The 21,554-nt window shown below is 65.9% G+C and carries 12 protein-coding genes; 2 read left to right on the forward strand and 10 right to left on the reverse strand.

Annotated features, from left to right (window positions below; all coding sequences use genetic code 11):
* Positions 1-6: 6 nt before the first annotated feature.
* Genes R2834_15075 through R2834_15085 form a run of 3 tightly spaced genes read right to left on the reverse strand, consistent with a single transcriptional unit; the run spans position 7 to position 7,359 of the window.
* Positions 7-1,584, reverse strand: a complete 1,578-nt coding sequence (locus tag R2834_15075; GenBank protein ID MEZ4701659.1) for a tetratricopeptide repeat protein — start codon at positions 1,582-1,584, stop codon at positions 7-9.
* A gap of 52 nt (positions 1,585-1,636) precedes the next feature.
* Entirely contained in the window at positions 1,637-2,350 is a 714-nt protein-coding gene (locus R2834_15080; protein ID MEZ4701660.1) for a DUF2786 domain-containing protein, read from the reverse strand.
* Positions 2,351-2,397: 47 nt separating this feature from the next.
* Positions 2,398-7,359 carry a NosD domain-containing protein gene (locus R2834_15085; protein MEZ4701661.1) on the reverse strand — a complete coding sequence of 1,654 codons (4,962 nt, stop codon included), beginning with the start codon at positions 7,357-7,359 and terminating at the stop codon, positions 2,398-2,400.
* A gap of 209 nt (positions 7,360-7,568) precedes the next feature.
* Here R2834_15085 and R2834_15090 point away from each other — a divergent pair, with 209 nt between their 5' ends.
* Complete coding sequence (locus R2834_15090) at positions 7,569-9,530, forward strand: heparinase II/III family protein (protein ID MEZ4701662.1); 1,962 nt, start codon at positions 7,569-7,571, stop codon at positions 9,528-9,530.
* Between the two features lie 259 nt (positions 9,531-9,789).
* On the opposite strand, the gene R2834_15095 is transcribed toward R2834_15090, so the two are convergent.
* From R2834_15095 to nosP, 3 genes are read right to left on the reverse strand one after another with little or no spacing between them, the layout of a single operon-like run.
* The gene (locus R2834_15095) at positions 9,790-10,920 is read right to left on the reverse strand and encodes a response regulator (GenBank protein ID MEZ4701663.1); all 1,131 of its coding nucleotides are present in this window, start codon (positions 10,918-10,920) and stop codon (positions 9,790-9,792) included.
* Positions 10,917-11,948 carry a HAMP domain-containing sensor histidine kinase gene (locus R2834_15100; GenBank protein MEZ4701664.1) on the reverse strand — a complete coding sequence of 344 codons (1,032 nt, stop codon included), beginning with the start codon at positions 11,946-11,948 and terminating at the stop codon, positions 10,917-10,919. The genes R2834_15095 and R2834_15100 overlap by 4 nt, the downstream gene beginning before the upstream one ends.
* Complete coding sequence (gene nosP, locus R2834_15105) at positions 11,938-13,086, reverse strand: nitric oxide-sensing protein NosP (protein ID MEZ4701665.1); 1,149 nt, start codon at positions 13,084-13,086, stop codon at positions 11,938-11,940. Before nosP ends, R2834_15100 begins: the two co-directional genes overlap by 11 nt.
* A 453-nt stretch (positions 13,087-13,539) precedes the next feature.
* Between nosP and R2834_15110 the strand changes: the two genes are divergently transcribed.
* Positions 13,540-14,847, forward strand: a complete 1,308-nt coding sequence (locus R2834_15110) for a hypothetical protein (protein ID MEZ4701666.1) — start codon at positions 13,540-13,542, stop codon at positions 14,845-14,847.
* A 99-nt stretch (positions 14,848-14,946) separates the two neighbouring features.
* On the opposite strand, the gene R2834_15115 is transcribed toward R2834_15110, so the two are convergent.
* The 4 genes from R2834_15115 to R2834_15130 form a co-directional block, all read right to left on the reverse strand.
* On the reverse strand, positions 14,947-15,699 hold the full coding sequence (locus tag R2834_15115; protein ID MEZ4701667.1) for a hypothetical protein: 753 nt from the start codon (positions 15,697-15,699) through the stop codon (positions 14,947-14,949).
* Between the two features lie 133 nt (positions 15,700-15,832).
* Positions 15,833-16,372: a fasciclin domain-containing protein gene (locus R2834_15120; protein ID MEZ4701668.1), complete on the reverse strand. Its 540-nt coding sequence runs from the start codon at positions 16,370-16,372 to the stop codon at positions 15,833-15,835.
* 182 nt (positions 16,373-16,554) lie between these two features.
* Positions 16,555-18,747: a winged helix-turn-helix domain-containing protein gene (locus R2834_15125; protein MEZ4701669.1), complete on the reverse strand. Its 2,193-nt coding sequence runs from the start codon at positions 18,745-18,747 to the stop codon at positions 16,555-16,557.
* A 359-nt stretch (positions 18,748-19,106) separates the two neighbouring features.
* Positions 19,107-21,485, reverse strand: coding sequence for a TonB-dependent receptor (locus R2834_15130; protein MEZ4701670.1), 2,379 nt, complete (start codon positions 21,483-21,485; stop codon positions 19,107-19,109).
* Positions 21,486-21,554: the final 69 nt, after the last annotated feature.

The raw sequence follows: 21,554 nt of genomic DNA on the forward strand, positions 1-21,554 counted from the left end.
TCGCCCCTAAAACCGTGATGCCCGGATCCAGGTGTCCGAACGGGCCCAGGCCGCTTCGAATGCGGTCTGGGCCTCTTCGGCTTCCGCCGTTCGGCCTTGCGCCCGGAGCGCCTCTGCGAGCCCGAACAGACACCAACCGTTGTTCGGGTGGTCGGCCAGGGCTTCCCGGTAAACGCGCTCGGCATCCGTCGGTCGGCCGGCTTCGAGGAGGGCGGCGCCGAGCCAGTGGCGCACCGCGAAGTTGAGCGGCTCGGGTTCGTCGTAGATCAGGCTGTCTTCGAGCGCGATGCCGCGTTCGAACGTGGCGATGGCCTCGTCGAGCCGGCCTTCGCTGCGCAGGATCTCGCCGGCAAGAATGCTTCGCACGGCGCCGACGAGTTTATCGGCGGTGTGGCCTCTGAAGGTGGAGGTGTTGGGTGTCGAGGCGATGGCGCGGTCGAGGCGGGAAAGCCTGTCCCGCGCGCCGGCAAGGTCGCCGGTGCGCAGCTGCGCATAGCCCTGGGCGAACTCCCACAGCGCCCGGGGGATCGGCTGGGGCGGCGCCGATTTGAGGGTGAGGATTTCATCGAACCGCCCGAAACGGAGCAGCGCGAGCGGCTCGAAAAAGCGGAAGGTGTCTCCGAGCTTCGCGATGTCCTTGCCGGCCTGGATGGCCACCGCGCCCTGCCCATCCATCGAGGCCGCGAAAAGGAGCATGTGCAGGTTGTGGGAGGGGTAAATGGCGAATCCCTCACCGATCGCGGCCTTCTGATCTGAATGCCACGCCTGGATATTCGCGCGCACGGCTTCACCCCAGCGGCCCACCCGGTTGTAGGTGTGCGACGGCATGTGGTTGATATGGCTCGCGCCGGGAATGGCATTGCCGAGGTAGTCCGTACAAATCTCGGCCTTTTGCGGCACCGAGGTCGACTCCGTGGCGTGGATGTACAGGTGGCAGGCCCCGGGATGGCGGATGTCGCGCGCAAGGACGTCCTCCAGCACCGCGTGGATGCGCCGGATGTCCGGGTCTTCGGCATTCCAGCGTCCGCGTCGCGGTTCGAGCAGCATGAGGGCTTCCGCGTAGAGGGTGCCGGTCTCGAGGTCTTCCGGATACTGCTCGTACACGCCCCTCAGGGTCTCGGCATAGAGGGTGTCGAGGCGCTTGCGTTCGTCGGTATCGTGGGAGGGGGCGTAGCGCACGGCCATGGCATCGATGAGGGCGCGGTCGGCTCCGGTGACCGAATCGCGGCGTTTGACCGCCTCCCGGGCGGCCGTGTAAGCGTGCGGCGCGTCGTCGTTCTCCATTGGACCGTTGAGGTAGGGGCCCCAGGACCATGCCTCGCCCCAGTAGCACATCGCGCAGTCGGGGTCTCGCTTCCAGGCTTCCTGGAATGATGTCGGGGCTTCGTCGCTCGCGAAGGCATACATCATCTGTACGCCCTGATCGAAATAGGCCTGGGCCTCCGGGACGGTGGACGCCGGCCGGGTGAAGGGGCCGAGCGCCTTCGTAAGCACCGGCATCGGGCCCTCGGGCGTCGGGTGCACGGTCAAAGGACCCGGCGCGATGCAGCCGGCGATGAGAATCAGAGGAATGTATCGATGCATGGTGGATTGGGGTGAAATCGTTGCGGGATCGAACGGCGCGACGCATGTAGCGCTACGAGCGCAGCCGCCGCTCCTCCGGCACGGCCTTGCGGCTGATGCCCTGATTGACCTGCACCTCGGTGCCTTTCCGCATCCCGTCGTAATACCCCTCCGACTTGCGGTGCACCACGGACGAGAGGCGCGGCCGCTGCCCGGTGGTTTTTTTGTACCAGACTTCGATCTGCGACCGCTTATCCGCCGGCACCAGCGCGCCTTCGATCACCTTGTTCGGGAAAACGCGCTGGGCGATGTGGCGCAGCCGCGTGTGCACCGCCTCGGTCCACCCGTTCCGGAAGTCGTTCACGGCCCAGCGGGCCGGCGGGCGGTTGTAGGATGCGATGAAGGCTTTCGTGTGGCGTTCGAGCTGGGCCACGAGGGCGTCGAACAGATACAGCGCGTTTTCGATGTCCGCCGGCAGCCCGCTCAGCACCCAGCGGGCGCGGACGTCGGCCTCGGACCGCCCGGTGATGTACAGGTCGTAGACCCCGACGAACGAGCAGATGGTATGCATCAGCAGCGACGCCCAGCCCGGGATGCGGTGCCAGCGGGTGTCGTGCTGCTGGATGACGTACCGGTTCGCCTGCAGGTCCGTCGCCGAGATCATGTATTTGCGCATCAGCTCCATGGCCTGGCGCTCGGCGCTTTCGGCTTCATGGACGCTGGACGTGCCGGCGGCCAGCGCGAGCAGCTTGCTGATGCGTTCGATGATTTTCTGGTCGATAGCCATGACGGAAAGTTACGTCAGGCTCCATCCAAATACACGATCCTCCGCGTCTACCGCACCCGCACCATGCGTCGGGTCTCGGCATACCCTTCGGTTTCGACGCGATAAAAATAGACGCCGGCGGCCAACGCCGATGCCGACACCGTCACCTCGTGATACCCGGCGCTGTACATCGCATCGGCTACCTTCAGCCGCTCCCTGCCCAGCACATCGTAGACGACGATGCGGACGGGGGCGTTGGCCGGCAGGTCGAACGCGATGCGGGTGGCGTCGCCGAAGGGATTGGGGAAGTTCTGATACAGCCGGAAAGTCGAGGGGAGGCGTTCGCCTTCGGTCGATACCGTAAAAATCTGGCTGACCGAATTGTTGTCGACGTCGCCGTCGAGCGCATCGCCGGCCACGGCGGCGGCGTAGCGGACCTGCGCGCCTTCGGTCATCGTCGACTCGAAGCGCACGGTGGCGCTGTCTCCGGGGGCGAGTTCGTCGAGGGTACAGGCGAGCGCGTTGCCGGACGCGGTGCATGAGGCCCCCTCGGTCGACACCGCTTCGAGCGTGATGTCGGCGAAGAGGGTATCGGACAGGGTGGCGGTGCGGACCGTGTCCGGGCCGGCGTTGTGGACGATCAGCCGGAAGACCTCGCGCCGCGCCGGCGCGACGGCGCCCTCCGCATCGTTCCAGAACTGACTTACGATCGACAGGTCCGCCGCGCCTTCCTCGCAGACGTCGCCGACGCCGTCGAGGTCGGCATCTTCCTGCAGCGGATTGGCGATGAGCGCGCAGTTGTCGAGCCCGTTGACGATTCCATCCTCGTCGAAGTCGGTGATCATGGCCTTGTCGATGGCCTTCTCGGCCGTGTTTTCCGGCTCGGTCGATCCCGGAACGGGCCGCATGGCGCCGTCGGCATACGCGGTCATAGCGCGGAAGTCGTAGGCGAGGTTCGCCCAGTCGTCATGGCTCTGGAGCGTGGTGAACGCCGCCGCGGGCGTGCAGCCGGCGGCCGGGATGTAGTTGAGGTCGACAGCGACGCGGCGGTCTTTCATGACGACGCTGTCGCCGTTCCAGTCGACGAACGGGATGTGGGCAGCCCAGACGCCGACGGATGCGCTGGCGGCGCCGGCCGTGGTCGATTTGTTGTAGACGAAATGCTGGCTGGCATCGCCACCCAGACCGCTGTTTTCGTCGAGCTCGTTTTCGTTGAGATCCGCGAGTCTGGCCGTCGAATAGTTGAGCGGCCGGCGGGGCACCATGTCCGGGAACTGGAGCGTGTAATTCATGACGCTCACGTAGTTCGGCTTGCAGTTGCCGTGGTCGCTGCCGCCGTGTTTGAGGTTGAGGGTATGGCCGAACTCGTGCATGAGCGTGCCGGCCTCGACGAGGGCGCGGGCACGCGGGAGCTGGGCCGTCGCTCCGGCCGTGAAGCCCCCGGCGGCGAGCAGGCCGGCCGTTCCCCACGAGCCGAGGGTGACCATGAAGTCGTTGCCCGGCAACTCGGCGATGCCGCTCGATCCGGGCTGATGGGCGTGATCGTGCGCGAAGAGGGCGTAGCGCATCGCGAGCCGGCGGGCGCCGAGCGCGGCGCGGCACCCGTCGCCGGCGCGTTCCGCCGCGGTGCCGAGTTTTCCATCGGCGGCTCCGGAGCCGCAGGGGTTTACCGGTTTGCCGTACTTGATGTCGTCGAACGCGCCGGCGGGTGGTGCCTCGAACCCCTCGCCGAACATCGCCAGCGGGGTGATCTCGGCGATTGCTTCGTCCTTGATGAGATGGAGCCGGATGCCGGTTTTACCGTTCGGGTTCGTTACGGGCGCCCGGGCAAAAGCGGCGGCGACGAGGTCCAGGCCGGCCTGCTGCGGCTCGTGGCTGTGCGGGGCGCCGTCCGTCGCGTTCATCCAGTCTATTTCGATGAAGATATCTTTCTGCATCGGGTCGGCGGCATGGGGGGCCGCGAACGCCAGGTCGGGCGTGCCGTCGCCGTCATAATCGATGCCGTCGATCTCCCACGTGTCGCAGAGGCCGTCGCCGTCGCTGTCGACAAGGCCGTCGCCATCCGGGTCGCCGCAGACGGGCGCAAACTCGGAGGTCGATCCGAGCTTGCTGGTGGCGGTGGCGGTCAGAAACGGCTGCGCCGGCATGGCATCGAGTTCGAGCACGAACAGGCCGGTGCTGTCGGGTGTCGTCTGGCCGAGCCATGTCTGCGCCCCGCCCGCGCCCGAGGCCGGCATGCGGGCGCCGCTGTAGAGGTCGATTCGGGCTTCCCACGGTTTGCTCGTTTCCAGGATGCCGCTGACGAGAATCGCACCCTCCGGCGTGCGGCCGGCCGTGATGCCGACGGGGAAGTTGAATCCCTCGTTGGGGCCGGCGTCCGCATCGGCGGTGGCCTGGCTCGTACCGAGGTCGTTGGGCGTCGTTTTTTCATCGCCGGCGAGGTCGATATCGACGGTCCGGCTGCCGAAGAGGGCGTTGCGGCGGATGGTGACCCGTTGCGCCTCGTTGATGATGGTGACGCCGGCCTCGTTGTCCCGAATGACATTGCCGAGTTCCTGCGCGTCGCCCCCGATCAGGATCGAAAACGCGCCGTCGATCAGGATGCCGCTCCCGATGTTGAAGGGCCCTTCCTCGCCGGCAGGATCGGCCCCGATGAAATTGCTCTGGATCTGCACGTCGCTGGCTTCCTTGTACACGGCGAGGCCGGCGTTCAGGTTGCCCGAAAGCACGTTGCCCTTACCGGGTGCGCCGACGATCGTCCCTGTCGCGGCGCCGATCAACAGGCCGTGCTCCAGGTTGCCGAGCCGGTTTTTCCCGGTGATGTCGGTGCCGACGAGGTTGCTGTATACCGCGTGGTTGGCCCCGTTACTAATAAAGATGCCATGCTGGCCGTTGCGGGAGACGACGTTGCCTTCGATGAGGGCCTCGTCACCTCCGTTCACGACGATGCCCTCGTGGGCGTTGCCCATGTCCAGCATGCCGGTCCGATCCAGGCCGATGACGTTGCCCTTCACCACGTTGGCGTTCCCCGACAGGTCGATGCCGATGCCCCGGTTGCCCGATATCAGGTTGTCTTCCACCCGGTTGCCGTTCCCCATCAGGGCGATGCCACCGAGGTTGCCGGCATCGGTATCCAGCAGCTTGCCGAGGACGCAGCCGCGGACGGTGACGTCGTTGGCCGCGACAAACAGCGCGCCGCCGGAAAAGCCCCTGATCCACAGGTTGGATATCGTCGAACCGTGCACGCCCGAGGCGTCCACGACCACCTGTTCGGCATTGGCCGTCAATCCCCAGACGTTCGGTCCTGCCTGGGCGCCGTCGATCACGATGAGGGGAACACCCGTATGGGCCGGGCCGGCGAGGTGCACCTGGTCCCTGAGATCCGGCAGCGCACGCGTCGGTTCGATGACGAACGGCCCCGTACCCGGGATGGCGAAGGTGATCGTCTCGTTTTCTTCGGTGGCGTTGGCCTCCTCGATGGCCGCGCGCAGCGTACACGCCGGCTGGCCGTCGACCATACTGCCCGTGTCACACGAGCCGTCGCCGGGGTTCTGATCGCCGTCGTCTTCGGTGGCGTTCACGATCAGGCCGCCCGCGAGGCCAGTCAGCCGGAACAGACCGCGCGAGTCATCCTGGAACGAAATGAGCATGGTCAGCGCCCCGTCGGATGTGAGCGGGGAAGGCCGCCCGCCGTACCCGGGGCTGGTGAAGAAGGTCGTGCCGATAGCCATGGAGTTCACGATCCGCTCGTCGCCGGCCGCCAGGGTGAGCGCCTGATACTCTTCGAGGATTTTTACCGGCCCGGATTCAGGACGCCGGTACCAGACCGCCTGCTGATCGGCCAGGATGAGGTCGCCCGCTGCGTTCAGCGCGATGCCTTGCGGGTTCAACAGCTCGGAGCCGGCCACAAAATCTCCCGATACTTCCAGGGTGAGGACCCCCTCGGCGCCGTAGCGCCAGATGCCGCGCCGTCCCGAACCATCCTCCAGTTGACCGCCTACGTGGAGCACCCCGTCGCCGTCGAAGCCCAGGCCGCCGACGCCGAATGCGTACCAGGCGGGGAGCGTCGCTTGCCCGTCGCTATCGGTCGCCGGAGCGCCCGCTTCGGCCAGCAGGGTAAAGGCGCCGGATCCGGCCGTCGACTCGATCAGGAGCCGGCGCGTGCCTTCGCCATCGGCCGATACGGCCACGCGATCCGCAGCATCGATCGCATACGCAAGCGGCGTGGTGCCTGCGCCCAGATCCAGCCAGGTTCTGCCTCCGTTCCACTTGAACAGATAGGTGGTGCGGGGTTCGCTCGCCTCGGCCTGGAAAAAGACGGTGCCGGATTCGGAGATTCGCACGTTGACCAGGTCGAACACGATGCCCGGGACGTCGGTCCACTCGTCGATGTCGTCGAACAGGTCACCGTCCGCGACGGCGACGAGCGTGGGGGTGCCTCCCGAAGTGATCCACAGGCCGTTGCGCGCTTCCATCCCCAGGCTATCCTGCGCGAGTGCGGTGAAGGCGAGCGTACCGTTGTTGAAGGCGAACGACGTGTTGTCGAAAAAAGAGCTGCTGTTGATCGAAAAATAGAGGAGGGCGGTGCCTGGAGCCGGCATGCCGCCGTACGCCACCGTCGAGGCGCCCGAACGGTCACCCATCATCAGGGCGCCCCCTCTTTCGGTATCCGCATACAGCGCGTAGGCGTCGTTCTCGAGTCCGACGATGACCGGGGCGGACGTGATCGTTTCGCCGGCTACTCCGGGCGGCGGCTGGCCCTGCCGCGCGATCTCGACCAGCGCGCCGTCGACGATCATCCAGGCCCCGCGCGTGTTGTCGGAGAGCGTGCCGGTAAAGAGCACGAGCCCCGTATCGCTGAGCCAGGGCCGACCGAACGCGGTGAACGTTTCGGCGCTGCCGGGGGCGGGGTCGCCCGTGAAGACGAGGGGCTCGACGACCTGGCCGGCCGCGGGGAAGGCGGACAGTACGGCGAGGGCTGAAACTACGAGGGCGAGGCGAGCGCCCCCCCGGTGCAAGAGATGCGACATGAGAAACGAAGAACAGGTGACGAGTACACAGGATGCTCGTCACATTTCGCACCGCTTCCTAATTGGTTGACATTCTGCCCATCCGTGGCGTTTTTGGGCCTGCACAGGGGCCGCGACCTGCATCTGTTTCCGGAAAAAAGGTCCGCCGGCCAGGAGCCCACCGCCTGTTCCGCCTCGTTTTGCATTCTTCTCAACCGCACGTTCCGACCATGCGCGTCCTGATACTGGTTCTGCTCCACCTGTTCGTCCTGTCGCCGGCTCGCGCGCAGGCGTTCGGCGATTACCACCGCGATTACCTGACCGGGTCGTATACGATCGACGACCTCCGCCGCGACCTCGCGCCGCGGGATGCCTGGAGGCCGTACCCCGCCGCCGGCGATGCAGGATGGGACGCCGTACCGGAGCCCATCCGCCGCGCGCACCGTGCCGAGGCCGAAGCGCTGCTGGGGACCGACTGGCCGGCGCTGCCGGCGACCGTCATCCTCGAATACGTCCGCACCGGCAACCGGTCCCACTATCAGGCCCTCTCGTACCAGCGGCGGACCCAGCTCGCGAAGCTCGTCGTCGCCGAGGCGATGGAGAACCGGGGGCGGTTCATCGACGACATCGTTAACGGGATCTGGGCGATCTGCGAGGAATCCTACTGGGGCGTGCCGGCGCATCTGAGCATGCAGGAGGCCGGCTCCGGGCTGCCGGACGTGAACGAGCCGACCGTCGACCTCTTCGCCGCCGAAACGGCCCATCTCCTGGCATGGACGCTGTATTTCCTGGAGGACCGGCTGGCGGAGGTGTCGCCCGTGCTCGTGGAGCGCATCTACACCGAACTGGACCGCCGCATCCTCACGCCGAATCTGGAGCGCGACGATTTCTGGTGGATGGGCTTCAGCGGCGGACTCATCAACAACTGGAATCCCTGGGTCAACTCCAACTGGCTCGCTACCGTGCTGCTCGCCGAGCGGGATCCGGAGCGGCGGCTCCAGGCGGTCTACAAGATCATGCGCAGCCTGGACCGGTTCATCAACATCTACCCCGAAGACGGCGGGTGCGACGAGGGGCCGAGCTACTGGGGCCGCGCCGCCGCCTCGATGTTCGACACGCTCGACCTGCTCGACAGCGCGACCTCGGGCGCCGTCGCGGTATACGACAAGCCGGTGATCGGCGAGATGGGGCGGTACATCTATCGGAGCTACATCGCCGGCGAGTACTTCATCAACTTCGCCGACGCCGGCGCAAAAATCACCGTCGACCCCGCCGTGGTCTATCGGTACGGGGCGCGGATCGGCGACGAGGTGATGATGCGGTTCGCGGCGTTCATGGCCCAGCGTAACGGGTGGGGGCAGGGGTACATCCCGGGCGCCTTCGGCCACATGAATCGCCAGCTGCCGGCGCTTTTTGTGGCGGAGGAGGTCCTGGCGCATACCCCCCAGGAGCCGCAGCTGCGTCAGTTCTGGCTCAGCGACATTCAGGTGATGGGCGCGCGGGGCGGTGCGAACGGGCGCGCCGGCTTTTACGTGGCCGCGAAAGGCGGCCACAACGACGAGAGCCACAACCACAACGACGTCGGCAACTTCATCGTGTATCACAACGGCTCGCCCGTGCTGATCGACATCGGCGCCGGCGAATACACGGCCGCGACGTTCAGCAAGGATCGGTACACGATCTGGAACATGCAGTCGGCCTACCACAACGTCCCGACGATCAACGGGTTGATGCAGCGGGAAGGGCGGTCGTTCGAGGCGAAGGAGGTGTCCTTCAAGGGTTCGGGCTCGCGGGCGACGCTGACGATGGACCTCGCCGGCGCGTATCCGGATGAGGCGCACGTCCGATCCTGGAAACGGACCGTGGAATGGCGCTCGGCCCAGGTGACCGTGCGCGACAGCTATGCGATGAGCCGCGCGCTCGTGCCGAACGAACTCAACCTGATGACGCCGCGCGAGCCACGCGTGGTCGCGCCGGGCCGGATCGAGCTTCCGTCGCCCGAGGCGGGGCAGCCGTCGGTGTTCGCCACCTACAACGCCCGCGCGCTCGACGCCGACATTCAGCCTATCCCCCTCGACGACCCGCGCCTGCAGGCCGGCTGGGGGCCCCGCGTCTACCGGATCGTCCTGCGCGACAAAATGACCCGCCTCGAGTGGACACACACCCTCCAGCTCACGGCCGGCTCACGATGACGCCACCCGGCCCCGGACTCCCCCCCTTGAACCCCGAACCCACCACCTCGAACGGCCGGCTCGCGATGACGCCACCCGGCCCCGGCCCCCCTCCTTGAACCTCGAACCCACCACCTCGAACGGCCCTTCATCCCTCGCGCATGGCTCCACTGGGCGTCTCACGGCCGGCTCGCGATGACGCCACCCGGCCCCGAAATCCCCTCCTTGAACCTCGAACCCACAACCTAGAACGGCCCTTCACCCCGTGAAGGGCCCCCCGTCACATCGTCAGCAATTCCTGCGTGATGGCCTCGTTGATGACGATCGGCAGCACGACGCGGGCGCAGGTGCCCTGTTTGAGCGCGCTGTCGAGCACCAGGGTGCCGTCGTAGAGTTCGACGATGCGTTTTGCGATGTAGAGGCCGATGCCCAGACCCTGCTGTTCGTAGCTTTCGCGTTCGAACTGCATGAAGGCATTGATCTGTTCGATGTGGGCCTTCCGCATGCCGCGGCCGTTGTCCCGGAACTCCAGAATGTAGTCGCCGGCGCTGTTTTCGCGCGCCGTGAGCAGTACGGGGGTGTCTTCGCTCGAGAATTTGAACGCGTTTTCGAGCAGTTCGTGGATCAGGATGCGGAAGTGATCCGGGTTGATGCGGACGGCGGTCGGCGTCAGGTCCAGCACCAGATCGGCCAGCCGGTTGTGTTTCTGCGCCTCCTTCTCGGCGATCGTACGCAGCAGATCGATGGCGTTTTCGATGTAGGTGTTCTTGAGCGAGGCGAACTTTTCCGGATCGGTCTGCAACACCTCGATTTCGGCGAGCACCGTGTACTTTTCGGCCAGTTCTTCGAGGCGTTCGCCGGCGACGTACACGTCCCGCATCATGTCCCGGATTTCCGTCATCTGAAACAGGTCGGCCTCTTCGGAGATCATCTGGGCGTAGCCGATGATGACGCCGAGAGGCGTACGGAATTCGTGGGGGATGACCCGTGAGATGTTGCGCCCCAGCTCGCGGAGGCGTTCCTCGAACGTGCGATGGTGCCGCGCCTGCTTGTCCAGCCGGGCATGGACGGCCTTCATCACGTCGTCCGCCTTGAACGGCTTGGTCAGGTAATCGTCGGCGCCGTGGTTCATGCCGCGGCGCTGCTCGGTCTGGTCCGCCAGCGCGGTCAGGAAGATGAACGGGATCGTCGCGGTCGTCGGGTCCTGTTTGAGGGCCGCCAGCACATCGTATCCGTCCATCTCCGGCATCATCACATCGGAGATGATGAGGTTGGGGATCTCGTTCTGGGCGATCCGGATGCCCTCGAACCCGTTCTGCGCGGCGAACACGTGGTGCCCCTCGCCTTCGAGCAGATCGATCAGGTTGTCGAGGATCGACGGATCGTCTTCTATCACGAGAATCGACGTCATGGCTGGCTGGCTGGTATCTGGCAGTGACGGGGCAGAGCGACCGTGAAGGTGGTTCCTTTGTTGACCTCGGATTCCACCGTGATGCGCCCGCGATGCATCGCGACGGCGCGTTGAAGGACGGTGAGTCCGAGCCCCGTGCCGGGGCGGGTATCTACGTTGCTGGCCCGATGAAACGGCTCGAACAGATGCGGGATGTCTTCGCTCGGGATGCCGATGCCCTGATCGGCGACGGTGATGTACAGCGTATCGGCATCCGTCCGCAGCGAGATAGCGATCCGGCTGCCGGTGCTCGAATATTTGACGGCGTTCGAGACCAGGTTGGTGACCGCCATCCGAAGCAGGCGGGGGTCGGACGAGAGCAGCACGTCTTCCGCCGGCAGATCGAGGTCGATAAACCGCTCCTGGGTCAGTCCGCCGATCCGGAGCTCTTCCAGCAAGTCGGTGATGCATCCGATCGCTTCGAGATCCTGCGGGTGGCACTCCATATGCCCCGAATCGATCTTGCCGAGGATGAGCACCTCTTCGAGCAGGCCCGTCATGTGTTCGACGTTGCTCTCGATCCGGTTGAGGTGTTTCTGGATCTTGTCTTTCGGCCAGGTCCCGTAAAAGCGATTGAGGAGTTCGGCCGACGAGTTGATGGTGGCCAGCGGCGTCCGGAATTCATGGGAGGCCATCGACACGAAGCGCGTCTTGAGTTCGCTGAGCTCTTTTTCCTGTTCGAGCGCTTTCCGCATCTCCTCGCTCGCCTGCTCGGCGGCGTTTTTGGCGATCTGCAGCTCCCGGTTCGACGCCGCGAGGTCTTCCAGCGCCTTGTTGAGCGCGGCGGTCCGTTCGTTCACCTTGGTTTCCATGGCGATGGCCGCCTGGAAGAGCACAAACGAATCCCCCTGCCAGTCGAGGCTGCGCTCGACCCGGTTGCTCAGCGCCCGGTTGATCTTTTCGAGCTTCTGGATGCGCGCGAGCAATGCCTCGCGCGACAGCGCGTCGACGGACTCGGTGGAGTCAACCTGTGTCGGTTCAGCGTGCATGGCCGATGGCGACTCCCGTCAGCGTCTGGTTCACATGCATGGCATTGTACTGCTCGCCGTAGGTGCTGAAACCGATCATGTTGTGCTCGGCGAAGATCTGGCCGACGGCTTCCTTGATGCCGTTTTGCTCCATCTCAATCGCCCGGAAGAGGCAGTCGCAGCCGAGAATCAGCTCCGGCTCGCCGATCCGCGTCTGAATGTCCGAAAAAAGGTGGTTCAGGTTGTCGATCAGGTCGACCGGCTCGGCCAGCGACAGGACGATGCCCTCGTCGATGGCGCACGCGAAGTTGATGCTTTCGTCCTCGTTGACCTTCATCACCGAGCGGACGTAGTTGGAGCCGCCGACGCGGACGACGACGGGATGCGTGGCGAATACGGTCGGCGCGAGGCGGGCAAGGTCAACGCCCATGATGCGCGCATATTCGCGGGCAGCGCTTTCCCCGTTGATCTCGGTCACCAGCCGGCGGGCCGGGTCCGCCTCGGTCACGATGAGTTTTTTCTCCGTCGCGACGAAGTGCTCCGTTTTGAAGAGGGTGAACGGGCGCGTCGTGTGGATCAGGGAAAAGACGGCGGAGCGCTGGTGAAAACGCCCGTCGTGGAAGATCTCGGTCTTCTGGAAATCGACATTATCGCCGGCCGATCCACCAAAAAGCTGGATGTCGCCAAGCTGTCCGAACAGCGAACTGACGAGGACTTCCTCCTGGTTGGACAGGCCATCCACGAGCAGGAAGCCGAACGTGTTGCGTCCGTTGGGCTCGAGGCCGCGTTCGCGCAACGCGCCAACGATATCCCGGGCGAGTTGCTCGGCCTTGTACATGGGCAGGTCCTCGATGTCGTCGATCCGCATCGAGGCCACGTGAAAATCGGGCTCGGCGAACGTGACGCCCGAGATGGCGCCCTTCACATACCCGAAGGGTCCGATCTCGCCGGCCGTGGTGCAGCCGATGAGCGGGGTGCCGGGGAAGGCGTCGCGCATGGCCGCGCCCAGTTCCGGCAGGGGATACGACGGCGAACAGAAAAAGAGCGTGAGCGCGGCGTCGGGGTGATACAGCGCTTCCCGCAGCTCGGCGGCCGCCAGCTGAGGATCGCGTTGACGCGTCGCGCCGTGGCGCACGCAGGTTATGTCCTGTGTAAGCATACGTACCGGGTGGTGTGGGCGTCGGCAGGGGGCTGGGGCTGCGTGCGACGCAAAGGCAATGGCTGTCTACCGTATCGGTTATAGCGCCACCCGATTTAAATGAGAGGATGGCCCTGCCGCCCCCTGGCGCCCGGGGCATCCGATGCGGCGTGGGGGATGCCGCCCAATGCGGCAAAAACGCCCTGTGTTGAAGGGAAACCCTGCATCCCGCATCCACGCATGGCTTCGCTGTCGTGTGTAAAAGCACCGAGCACGGTGCCGCGTCTGTAGCCGGCGTCGTTTGTGACGATCCTTGGGTAGCAGGACCAGGCCCCCGGATCCCAGCCCATCACTCCCGGGGGCGCTCGCGTTGTCATGATTCGTCCAATTCCCAGTGCCATGTACCGTGTTGTCGTTGCGATCGCATGGATCGCCCTATTTTCCGCCCCGGCATACAGTCAGCATGCGCATCACATGCATGCGGAGACCGACTCGACGAGCGCCGCGGACGCCATGCCGGCATCGGCCGACGCGGCCCACGAGGGGCACATGGCCTCGGGCTCCTCGGGGAGCGCGTTGATGCTGGACCAGCCGATGGCACGCGACGGGTCCGGCACGAGCTGGCATCCGGATGCGTCGCGGGTGGAGGGGATGCACCGCACCCTGGGGGCGTGGCACACCATGCTGCACGGGGCGGCCTTCGTGCGGTACAGCGCACAGGACGTGTTCGATGCCGGCCGGCGCGGCGGGCAGGGCTTCAGCATGCCCAACTGGGTGATGGGGATGGGCTCGCGCGGGCTCGGCGCCCGCGGCCAGATCGCCCTCCGCGCGATGTTCACCGCCGAGCCGTTTACGCAGGGCGGCGCCGGCTACCCGCTGCTGTTCCAGACCGGAGAGACCTACCGCGGCACGCCCCTGGTCGACAGCCAGCATCCGCACGATCTCTTCGCCGAACTCTCGGTCACCGTCAGCCGGACGCTCGGCCGGCGCGCCGGCGTGTTCGGCTACATCGGGTTCCCGGGCGAGCCGGCCCTCGGGCCGCCGGCGTTCATGCACCGCCCCTCCGCGCGGCTTCTGCCCGATTCGCCGATCGGACACCACTGGCAGGACGCCACCCACGTGACCTTCGGCGTCGCGACGGCCGGCTTCTGCTACGGTCCGCTCAAACTCGACGCGTCGCTCTTCACGGGCCGTGAGCCGGACGAAAACCGGTTCGACTTCGACGCGCCGCGGTTCGACTCCTATAGCGTACGTGCGTCGCTGAACGTCACGGACCGCTGGTCGATCCATGTGGCGCGCGGCTTTATCCGGGGACCGGAAGGGCACGCGCCGGACGAGGATCTGCATCGCACCACGGCGTCGGTGCTCTATGCGGCGCCGTTGCGCGGCGACGGCGCGCTCTCCGCCGCCCTCGTCTGGGGATACAACGCCCCCGCAGCCGCCGTCCATGCGGATGCGCCGGGGGCCTCACATGCCCATCATACCCAACAGCACGCGTTGCTCGGCGAGCTGGACGTGAGCGGCCGGCGGCAGGCCGTGTTCGGCCGGCTGGAGTTCGTGCAAAAGGGCGGGGGCGAACTGGCCCTGCCCACGCTGGCGTCGCGCACCTTCTGGATCGGCGCCGTCTCCGCCGGCACGGCGCGTACGGTGGCCGATTACGGTCCCTTCAAACTGCAGGCGGGGGCGGTGGCGACGGTGAACCGGGTGCCGCAGATCCTGCAGGAATTTTACGGCGCTCGCCCCGTGTCCCTGCAAGCCTACCTGCGGATGAGCTTCCTGTAACGCCCGCCGGCGAGAGAGACGGCCTGTACCAAAAACGGTCCGCCCACCGGCGTGGACGGACCGCTGCGGTCACGGGGTGTGAGCGTCAGGGAACAGGCGTCATTCGAGCCGCGAGTTGACGACGCGGCCGGGCTCCGAGGCCGTTCGGATGTCGTCCGAGGCTTTCCGGACGCGGGCGCCGAAGTCGGCCACGGCGCCGGCGACCTCGAGGCGCAGGGCCTCGAATTCGTCATCGGGCACCGATCTGAGGGAATCGAGGTCGAGGGACAGGTTTTCGAGATGGGACGCGAGCCGTTCGATCGATTCGGGTTGGCCGGCGTCTCCGATGGGGTCTCCGCTGCCGCCCTGGTACGCCGCGTAACGCCGCGCATCGGCGATTTCCATCTCGAGTTCGTCGAGGCGCGCGGCGATGGCATCCTCGAAGGCACTCCGGGTGTCCAGCGACATGAGATGGACTGCTTCGAGGTCTTGCACGAGGAGATTCCAGCGGGTTTCGATCGAGTCGCGCTGGGCCTCGAAGTGTTCGGGCGTGGCGCGGCTGAGCCGATCCAGATCGGATTCGATCGCCTGCCGCCGGACGGCGAGGTCGGTCATCATGGCGCGGGGACCGGCCGCGTTTGCGCTGTCGGCCTCGATCTGGCGGCGGAGCCGGGCGATTTCCTGGTCGAACTCCTGGAAGCCTCGTCCGATGCGGCTGTACGTTTCGAGCAGGGCGTCCGCATGGGCATCGAGCAAGGGATCGGACGCCATGGGGGCGGGCGTCTGGGATTGCGGGGCCTCCGTGCAGGCCGGCGCCAACAACAGGGCGGATGCGAGGCCAAGGCACTGAAGGGCCGAGCGAGGTGTTTTCATGGGCGGACCTGATGACGTGAAGGGCGCGGGGGCGAGCGCGGGAGAGGGCAGGAGTAACCGTTATGATCCCGAGGCTACTCCTGCCTCCCGCGCATGGGAGTGTGGACTCGGGGTGTGTCCACGTCCCACTATCTTATTCTTCGCTGTTCTTCTTCGGCGCGTCGCCCGCCGGCATCAGGATCGCGTCGATCCCGTGGATCACGCCGTTGGCGCTGTTCAGGTTCGGCTGGACGATCTGGGCCTCGCCGATGCTGAGTTTGCCGCCTTCGCTCGTGATGGCGAGTTCGCCGCCGTCGGCGACCTTGATCTTCTTCATCATCGTGGCCTTTTCGGTCGGTATTTTCTGCATCACCAGGTGATGCCGCAGGACGTTGGCCATCTTTTCAGCCGGCATGTCGGCCAGGTCGGCATGTTGCTCGAACGCGGCGTCGGTCGGCGCGAACAACGTGAACGCGCTGACGCCTTCGAGTTGCTTAGTGAGGCCCGTTTTCTTGAGCGCGTCGATCAGCATGGTGTAGTCGCCGGCCTCTTCCAGCACGGCAATGACATCGGCCGGTGCTTCGGTATAGTTGGCGTTTTCGACGGGGCGGGCGTCGTCCTGCGCCAGGCCGGCGCGGGCGGTGCCCATCAGAATCAGTACGAGCGCCATCAGGCAGGTGCGGCATGCTTTCATATCGGTATCCTCAGGATAGGTGAGTGTTTGGATCGATGTGTGTCGGCCGGCGCGGTGTCGAACGGGAGTCCGATGCCGTGCGGCGGACGAGCGTACCCATCATACGCACCGGGGTGGGGCGGCTGCCTGAGGAAGGGCTGAAGGTTGCCTGAGGATGCGCTGAGGACGCGATTCCAGGGCGTTCAGATGTTTTCGATGAGCAGGATGTCGCTTTCGCTCCGTTCCGTCTGGGCGTACAAAAACCAGCGGCCGTCCGGCGAAACGGCGAAGGCGTTGCTTCTCGGGAGGTGGCTGAGCATGGCGATCTGGGTCGTGCGCTTGGTCGTGAAGCTGAAGTAGGAGATGGTGGGGCGCCGGCCGGTGCGATCGATGTAATAGATGCCGTTCCCGACGACATTCCAGTTCCCGCTGTCCACAGGCAGCACGCCGTCTACGACGACGACGGCCGAGTCCTGTTCGGGCAGGTAGCGCCAGATGCCGGTGTCGTTGGGCTTCATGAAATAGAGGGCCGTCCCATCGTCCGATTCGATTGCGGCCAGGCCGTCGGTGACGACGGCGGCGGTATCCGCCGCGGCGTGCCCGAGGGAGTCGGGCAGCGCGGTGCTGTCAGCGGGTGCAGGATGCCGGATGGGTGCGCGCCAGATCTGCCAGCGGTCACGGGCGTTCGTGGCATAATAGATCCAGCGTCCGTCGCGGGACCACGACGGCGCGAGTTCGTCGGCGGGGGAGGCCAGGACGGGCTCCGGCCGACCGCCGGCCACATCGATTTCGTAGATATCCGCATTCCCGCGCTCCCACGAAACGAACAGGAGCGCCGCGCCGTCCGGCGACCAGCGCGGCGACCCGAGGAAGGCGCCGCCCAGCTGGGTCAACTGGTACGCGTTGCCGCCATCGGCGTCGCTGATCCAGATTTCGTGGGATCCGGACTGGTTGGATACGTACGCGAGTTTCGATCCGTCGGGGGCGATGGCCGGATCCGAATCCCAGCGCGTGGAGACGATCAGCGGCCTCGGCGGCTGGGCCCGATGAAGCTGCCAGATATTGGTGTAGGATGTATGCTGCTCCACGGTCAACCGGTCGCCGCTCCGGTCGATCGACGGTTCGCGCAGGTTGGCGTTGTCGCCGGCGGTAGCCACCCAGGTAGGGGTGCCGCCGGACGTCGCGATGCTCCAGAGGCTCGACATCCCGCCCCGCCGCGATGCAAAAAGGAGGTGCCGGCCGTCGGGATCCCACGCGATCCCCGTGACCTCGGTATGGTCCGTAGTCAGCCGCTCCGGCGCGGCGTCGCCGCGGAGCGAGACGGTGTAGATATCCTGGATGGGCGGCGCGATGCTGCGCACGAAGGCGAGGCGCGACTCGTCCGGCGAAAAGGCCGGCGAGGTGTCGCCATAGTAGGAGTCGGGCGGTGTCGTGAGTTCGCGCACCGTGACCGTGGCAATCTCCAGCAGGTAAATGCCGAAGGCGCTGTACGGGGCTTGCTGCGCGGAAAATACGAGGTAGTCGCCGCTCTGGGACCACAGGAGCCCCTGGATGTCCCGTCCTTCAAACGCGGTCAGTTCGCGTTCGCCGCCACCGAGCGCGGGTACGACGAAGATGCTGCATCCCGCATCGGTTTCGCGGATGAACGCGATTTGCCGGCCGTCGGGCGACCACGCAGGGTCGCGCTCGTTGCCCGGCGCCCGTGTGAGCTGGAGCGGCGCCTCGCCGCCGACCTGCTTCAGGTACAACTCGAAGGCATCGCCCGTGCCACCGTTCCAGGCGAACGCGATCGCTTCGCCGTCGGGGGAGAGCGACGGGTCGATCTCCTCTCCCGGAAAGCTGGTGAACGGGAGCACCTGGGGCTGCGTGGGGGAGGGCTCGAGGAGGATCTTCATCGCAAAGCCGACGAGCAACGCGATCGCGCTGCCGGCGAAGACGAAGCCCCATCGGCGCGCTTTCATCCGGGTTTGCCGCGTCGGGTCGGTCGGCAGGTCCGGCAGCACCCCGGCAGCGGCATCGAGGTCGTAGCGGGCCGGCTGCAGCAGCCGGTACCCGGATTTTCGGATCGTCTCGATGAAGCGGGGCGCCGCGGCCTCATCGCCAAGGCTTTTCCTCAGATCTGAAATGCACCGCGCGAGCACGTCGTCCGTCACGACCACGTCCCCCCATACGCGATCCATGAACTCGTCGCGTGTGACCACGCGGCCGCCGGCCTGCGCCAGGCAAACCAGGACCTCCATCACGCGCGGTTCGAGCCGGGTTTCGGACGCCGGCCCGGTGACCAGGTTCAGCGATGGCTGCACGAACCACTCCGCCAGCCAGAACGGTCCGGATCGGGGTGTCGGAGCGGCACGGTCGGGGGCACTCCCGGGTTTGAGGATCTGGCGATCGTCCATACGCATGCTGAGACGATGTGAGGCAGCCGGGCTGCGCGGAATACGCCGCGGCCGGGGGGCGCGGCGTTCGAACGAAGGGGAAGCCGTGGCTGCGATGCGCGGCCGTAGCGGGCGCGCGGGGTTGACCGGTCGGGAATCCGCATGCGCCCGGCCGGTGGACCGGGTCGCAGGGATCTCCCAGAGATAGTTGCCAGAGCGGCGCGGCGACACGACGTGGAACGTCGCCGCGCAATGTGTTGATATACAGGTAAGACGAAGCCGGCCACATTGTTTCCGGCCGGCGCGTCGGGCGCGTGGAGCGCGATTCGAGGGGCCGGAGGTGTCGAATTGGGCCGGATGAGCCGGCGGGTAGCGGTGTGCTAGAAGAGATAACTCAGCCCCACGCGCACGTTACGCGGATTTCCCGGGGTGAAGTGCAGCTCCGAAACCGGCCCGGCCTCGTTGCGAAGACGCGATTCGGTGTCGAACTGGGCCTCGTTCCAGGCTACATCCAGTACGTTCTCGAGCGCGACCGTGACCCGTACGCGCCCGAGACGGTACCCGAGGAAGAGGTTGACGAGGCTGTATCCCTCGGCGGTTACCGTGCCGGACTCGTTCGCCGGCCTGTCGCCGACGCGGGTATAGCGCAGACTGGCCTCAAAGCCGGCCGGCCGCGTCAGGGTGAGCCCCCCGGTTGAGGTAACTCGAGGGGCGAGCGGCACGGCATCTTCGCCCGCCGGCTCGTCGACGAAGCGGCCGCGCGCGAGGTTCACATCGGCGTCGGCTGTGAGCCAGGGCGTCACCGCCACCCGCGCTTCGAGGTCGAGCCCGTGGCGGCGGGTGGCTCCGCTCAGTTCGGTAAAGCCGCCATCTCCTACATAAACAAACTCGTTTTCGAGATCGAGCACCCAGGCTGCAGCCGCAATATGGGCGCGCGATCCGAGATGAGCACGCAACCCCAATTCGGCACCCACGGCGCGGGGCAGGGTGCCGACCCGGCGCAGACCCGGGTCCAGCTGCTGGTTTGCCAGCTGCGCGTCGATCTGAGCGTCGGTGAGCCCATCCCGCGCATATACCTTGGCGAGTTCACGAACGCGCTGGCCCTGTACGATGGCGCGGGCATCGTTCGAATGAAAACTGCTGCCCACATTGGCGAAGAGGTCGAGTCCCGGTGCCGGCGAGACGACCAGGTTGGCCTTCGGGCTGAGGATGGCTTGCTGGGCGAACCCCGACGCATGCGGCAGCCCGGATTCCGTGCCGTCCAGATGATCGTCGACGTCGAACGTGAAGTAGTCGCCACGAAGCCCCAGTTGTAGACGGATCCAGTCGGCAAAAAAGAGTTCTTCCTGCACCCACAGATACAGGTTGCGCTCCACGACGGTGGCATCGATCAGGCCGGCGCTCCGTACCCGGTCGGGGCTCTTCCATAGCTGGACATCGGCGTCGTCGCCGCGGAACCCGCCGCCCATCGTGGTGCGCGCCGGGATCGCATCGAGTGGATGATACCGGCTATACCGGCCGTTCAACCCGTACAGCCGGCGGTCGTCGGTCTGTTCGATCATGTCGCCGCGGACGGGGTCTTCCAGGAAATACGTGAAGTTTGAGAAGAGTTTAAACGTGTAGCGGCTTGAGTAACCCTGCAGCGTAAAGGACGCGTCGCCTGTATCGGCGCTATAGATGAGGTTGATGTCCTGCCGGCCCGTCGTGCCCCCTTCGAGGTCGTCCAGGCTGCCGAAACGGTTCAAACCCTGGGCTACGGCTCGGGCCGGTATCTGGCCGGAGGCATTCCAGGCCGAACTGAATCCGCTGACGCTGAGTGCGAGTCGGGTGTTCTCGCTGAGATGGGTATGGACCTTCCCGAAAATGTTGAAGCGTTGAAATCCCTGCGGACTTTCGACGGGGCCGTCGGTCGAGTTAAACTGACCGGCCAGATACGCACCCTGGTGCTCGGTGCCGGGTAGCGGGATCTGATAGAGGGCGGTGACATTCGCGGTGTTGAACTGCCCAAACCCTGCGCGCAACTGGTTCTCGTTCAGGTGATCGCGGGTGGTGAACGCGACGGCACCCGCAGTGCTCATATTGCCGTATCGCGCGTCATAGGGCCCTTTTGCAACGTCGATCCGTTCGACGACATCCGGCAAGAGGAAGTGCAGGTCGGCATAGCCCTGTCCGTGGCCATGGGAAACCATGTTGACGGGCATGCCGTCGACCGCGATGGCGACATCGGTGCCGTGGTCGGCATCGAACCCGCGCAGGAAGATCTGCTCCGCCTTGCCGCCGCCGGCGTGTTGCGCGGTGATAAGGCCCGGCGTGAGCTGGAGCAGGTCCTGGGCAGAGCGAGTTGGGCGCGTCCGCAGGTCGAGGGCGCGGACGGTGGCCGACGAGGCGGCCGAAAACGGACGCTCGGCTTCCGTGACGATTTCGTTGAGGTCGATGGCATCGACCTGCAAGGCGATCCGTACTTCCAGACGCGATCCCGCGTCCACCGTCACACGGGTGCGGGTTTGCGCATAGCCGATCATGCGCACCGTCAGCGTGTACGCGCCACCCGGCAATCCGACGAACGAAAACCGGCCGAGGCTATCCGTGGCGACCCCCGAGGCGCGCTCTTCCAGGAAGACCGTGGCCGAGGGAAGCGGACGCAAGGTGGTCGAATCAAAGACGACGCCGACGAGGTCGCTCTGCGGCGTCTGGGCTTCCGCCCGGCGGTTGCCCACGGCGATCAGGCAGAGGGTGAGGGCGAGATAAAAGACTTTCATGTTGATCGGAGATTCTGGTAAGCAGGTGCTGTTATTCGACGGTAGAGCGCCTGCCTGGAGATTGGCTCA

This window comes from Rhodothermales bacterium (assembly GCA_041391505.1).
Lineage (GTDB): Bacteria > Bacteroidota > Rhodothermia > Rhodothermales > JAHQVL01 > JAWKNW01.